At 51.5% G+C, this 3340-nt stretch carries 3 protein-coding genes; all 3 read right to left on the bottom strand.

The annotated features are described in order from the left end of the window. Positions 1–5: 5 nt before the first annotated feature. The 3 genes from IBX50_RS18785 to IBX50_RS18775 all read right to left on the bottom strand — a co-directional run bounded on the left by IBX50_RS18785 (position 6) and on the right by IBX50_RS18775 (position 3240). Positions 6–2345 carry an EAL domain-containing protein gene (locus tag IBX50_RS18785; protein WP_292257932.1) on the bottom strand — a complete coding sequence of 780 codons (2340 nt, stop codon included), beginning with the start codon at positions 2343–2345 and terminating at the stop codon, positions 6–8. Between the two features lie 122 nt (positions 2346–2467). Then, positions 2468–2644 (bottom strand): hypothetical protein, encoded by a 177-nt coding sequence (locus IBX50_RS18780; protein WP_292257931.1) that lies wholly within the window; start codon positions 2642–2644, stop codon positions 2468–2470. Next, on the bottom strand, positions 2641–3240 hold the full coding sequence (locus tag IBX50_RS18775) for a zeta toxin family protein (protein WP_292257930.1): 600 nt from the start codon (positions 3238–3240) through the stop codon (positions 2641–2643). Before IBX50_RS18775 ends, IBX50_RS18780 begins: the two co-directional genes overlap by 4 nt. Positions 3241–3340: the final 100 nt, after the last annotated feature.

Below are 3340 nucleotides of genomic sequence, written 5' to 3'. Positions count from 1 at the left end.
ATAGCCTACTGCTGCCAGCGTTGCAGCCAATCTTCTGCTGGCTCTGGGCGGCCATATAAATAGCCCTGATGCAGTACGGTGGCTCTGGCATTAAGAAAGGCAGCCTGTTCTGAGGTCTCAACACCTTCTGCCACAACCTGTAATTTGAGTTTTTCGGCAACCGCTAGAATGGTTTCAACCAGCGCAGCATCATCAGCACTTGTGGGGGCATCCTGCACAAATCCACGATCAATCTTGATTTCATGAATGGGCAGGCGTTTAAGGTAGGCTAGAGATGAATAACCGGTACCGAAATCATCAATTGAGAAGTGTATCCCCATGTTTCGTAGCTGCTGCATTTTGCTGATGATATCCGCAAGATTGTCGATCACCAGGCTTTCGGTAATTTCCAGGGTCAGTTGATGCGGGTTAATACCAGTTTCGGCTAACAGGTGGCTCAGGCGAGGTACAAAGTCTGTTTGGCGGAAGTGGCGTGGACTGATATTCACGGCCAGTCTCAGGTTGATCCCTCGGCTGTCTGCATCAGCCATCAACTTGCAGCTTTCTCTCAGCACCCAGTTACCCAGCTCAACAATCAGGTTGGATTTTTCTGCAACTGGAATGAACTGGCCCGGCGGCAGCAAGCCTTTTTCAGGATGTTGCCAGCGCACCAGGACTTCTGCAGCCATGCGCTGACCTGATGCGTTCACCTGAGGTTGCAAGTAAAGCTGCAGTTGCTGACTGTGAATGGCATGTGGCAGCTCCCGTTCAACTTCAAAACTGGTGTTGACGTTCTGCGCCATCCCCGCCTGGAAACAGGCTTGCTGGCTGCCGCCGCTGCGCTTGGCGTGATCCAGCGCAGTGCTGGCACGACTGAGCACCTTTTCCGGCTGATCTTCCGGCAGTGGATAAAAGGTATAGCCCATACTTATGGAAACAGGCAGGCGTTCACCTTCCAGCTCAATGGGCTGGCTGACGAGTGTAAAAAGTGATTGTGGCAGGGTGGATGTTGATTTCACCAGCAGGGCAAATTCATCTGCACCCATCCGGAAGCACTGCCCTTCATTACCCAGATGTGTCTGTAGCAGTCGAGACAGCTGTTTCAGCAGCAGGTCTGCTAGATGACTGCCTCGCGCATTGTTGATGGTTTTGAAGCGATCCAGATTCAGTAATACCAGTTGCTGGCTTTCAGGTTGAAGTTTGTGTATGAGCTGTTGTTGCAACATCTCCAGCAAAAATACTCGATTAGGCAGATTTGTCAGGGCGTCGTGGTAAGCCAGGTGGTGGATATGTTCTTGTGATCGCAGTAGTTTCTGGTTGGCTTTTCGGAGGCTAAACACGCTGGATGCTAACAACAGAGCAAATAGTAACAGGCCAGTAAACAGATGGTATTGCCAGCGCTCCCAGACCTCACGAAAAGTAAGCTCGGACGGAGTGTTAAAAGGTGGTAGGCGTAATTCTTGCAGTAATTGATCAATCATCCGGTAGTCGCCGGGCACTGTAAAACCACTGATATCCAGCTGTTGTGCAACGATGCCTTGCCGTGGCAAGGATAAAAGTGCACCGGCAACCTGTCGGGACAGCTCTTCCGGTACGTTGCCCAGTGCTGCAAAAGGCCATTCTGGATAAAGCCGGGTGCTGACTGGAATGGGGAAGTCAGGAAAGGTCATGGTACCAATCAGGCGCGTGCTTCCTGCTTCAAGACTTCCTGCCAGTTGCATACTTTCCAGTACCCCTGCGCGTACAAAACCTGCGTCGGCTGTGCCACTCAGTACGGCTTCAACAACACGAGGCAGCGGTAGCCCAGTGAACAGCATGTCCGCTTGATCCGGCAGGCGAACGCCAACCTGCTGCAGTTCATACTGCTGCATCTGATACGCAGCCAGTGATGACTCGGAAACCGCTGCCAGGCGTTTGCCGCGCAGATCGGATAACTGCTGCAGGTCAGTTCGGTCGGCACGGGTGAAAATCACACCGGCAAATTGTCGTACATCCTGCCCTTCCAGTTGGTTGACCACAGTAGCCAAAGGGGAGGAGAGGCCATAACGATAGGTGTAATAAACGTAGAGGGAAGGGTTGGTGAAAAGAAAGTCGATGTCCTGGTTTGCTACAGCCTGCTCCATTTCGGTCAGGTTTAATACCTGGATTTCAAACTTGACGGTTGGAATGCTGCTGGTCAGGTAATCCGCCAGGGGCTGCCATTGTTGACGGGTTTCTTCCTTGTCCCAGAAGGCTGGCAGGCCAAGTGTGACCCGCTGTTTTTCAGTGTCACTGGCGCAAGCAATAAAAGGCATGACAAGCAGCAATAACCCCAACCAGAAGCGGGACGGTACGCGGATGCTTCTGTGATTGCTGCCTGCATGCATTATTAGGCACTCTTTGATTAGGGGTTTCCCTATTCTGCTAGCTGATCCTTTGGTAAATCAAGTCCCAGACGCCATGCCCAAGGCGTTCACCTAAATTACTTGATCACTACATAGTGATTGACTTATAGAGCTGTAAGCGGTGCATCTTCACCTTGTAAAGTGGGTTTACCATCTTTCCATATCACCGCGTATTGTCCCAGTCGGCGCTTTTTTTCCAGCGTTTTGGCGACAGCTAGACGTAACGTCTCCAGCTGTTGTTGTCCTTCCGGGGAGGGTGTGGCGGTGTGTTTGGTATTCATTGTCTGGCCCCCTCAAGTAGAAACTGGTAGTAATCATCATGCATGATATTACGCTTGGTGTGCTTTTGCTCGAAAACCAGTACCGGGCTTTCTCCATCATTCATAAAGCAGGTGCAGGAATCAACCTTGTGGCTGAATTCGTCCAGCAAGTTGTTGAGGCTGCGTGGAAAGCGTCGCTCGATATCTTTGACCGGAATATTGTGTCCGCCGTGGGCAACCCGCTCGGCCACACGGAGTTTTGACATTTCGGTACTGGGCAGAGCGAGATAGAAAAGGGCTACCTTCCAGCCTTCTGCATGTAACCGTTCTATCAGGTGTAGATAGGTACGCCCTGCTAGAGTGGTTTCAAAGGCAAAGTCTTCACCAGCCACAATACGTTCCTCAATTTCCCTGAGAAATAGTCGACTGGCGGTCATTAGCTCCCGTTCTGGGGCAAGTGGCGAGAGTCCGGCGGCAATCAAATCAGCATTGATGAAATGAGTACAGCCAACCACATGAGGCAAATATTCCAACGCAAAGGTGGTTTTGCCTGCACCATTCGGGCCGGCAATGATCCAGCAGGTTGGTTGGGTTTTATTCCGCTGCCGCCATCCCATACTGCCCTCCTTGCTTGTTATGGTGTCTCGTTACGCAGTCCGCTGATAAATCAAGTCCCAGACACCATGCCCAAGGCGTTCGCCGCGTTGTTCAAACTTG

It is taken from the genome of Marinospirillum sp. (assembly GCF_014859565.1).
The sequence above is the reverse complement of the archived record's forward strand: the minus strand, read 5'-3'. Positions and strand labels throughout refer to the sequence as shown.

Excerpts from the sequence above, each read along its gene's own strand:
- IBX50_RS18775 (WP_292257930.1), bottom strand. The coding sequence starts at position 3,240 with ATGGGATGGCGGCAGCGGAATAAAACCCAACCAACCTGCTGGATCATT.
- IBX50_RS18780 (WP_292257931.1), bottom strand. The coding sequence starts at position 2,644 with ATGAATACCAAACACACCGCCACACCCTCCCCGGAAGGACAACAACAG.
- IBX50_RS18785 (WP_292257932.1), bottom strand. The coding sequence starts at position 2,345 with ATGCATGCAGGCAGCAATCACAGAAGCATCCGCGTACCGTCCCGCTTC.